Origin of the sequence: Streptomyces sp. NRRL F-5755 (assembly GCF_001279365.1) — a bacterium.
In the GTDB taxonomy this organism is placed as follows: Bacteria; Actinomycetota; Actinomycetes; order Streptomycetales; family Streptomycetaceae; genus Streptomyces; species Streptomyces rimosus.
Genome location: NZ_LGCW01000233.1, coordinates 1 through 260, shown reverse-complemented (window position 1 = coordinate 260; position 260 = coordinate 1). Strand labels below are relative to the sequence as shown.

The 260-nt window shown below is 63.5% G+C and carries 1 protein-coding gene; it reads right to left on the bottom strand.

Translation table 11 applies throughout. The annotated features are described in order from the left end of the window. The coding region (locus ADK86_RS19225; RefSeq protein WP_234345930.1) for an Ig-like domain-containing protein at nucleotides 1–260 on the bottom strand (260 nt) is incomplete at both ends.

Genomic DNA, 260 nt, shown 5'->3' with positions numbered 1-260 from the left:
TTCATGTCGACGGTGGAGACCTGCGAGCGGCCGACGGTGAAGTTCACCGTCTTGGACTGCACGCCGGTGATGCCCTGGCCGCCCTTGACCCCGTCCAGGTCGATCTTCAGCGTGACCTTGGAGCCGGCCTTCCAGTACTGCTCCGGACGGAAGTCCAGGCGCTGCGAGCCGAACCAGTGGCCGACGACCTTCTGGCCGCTGCTGGAGGTCACCGTGATGTGGGACTGGACGTCCTTCTTGTTGGTGATCACCTTGTCGAA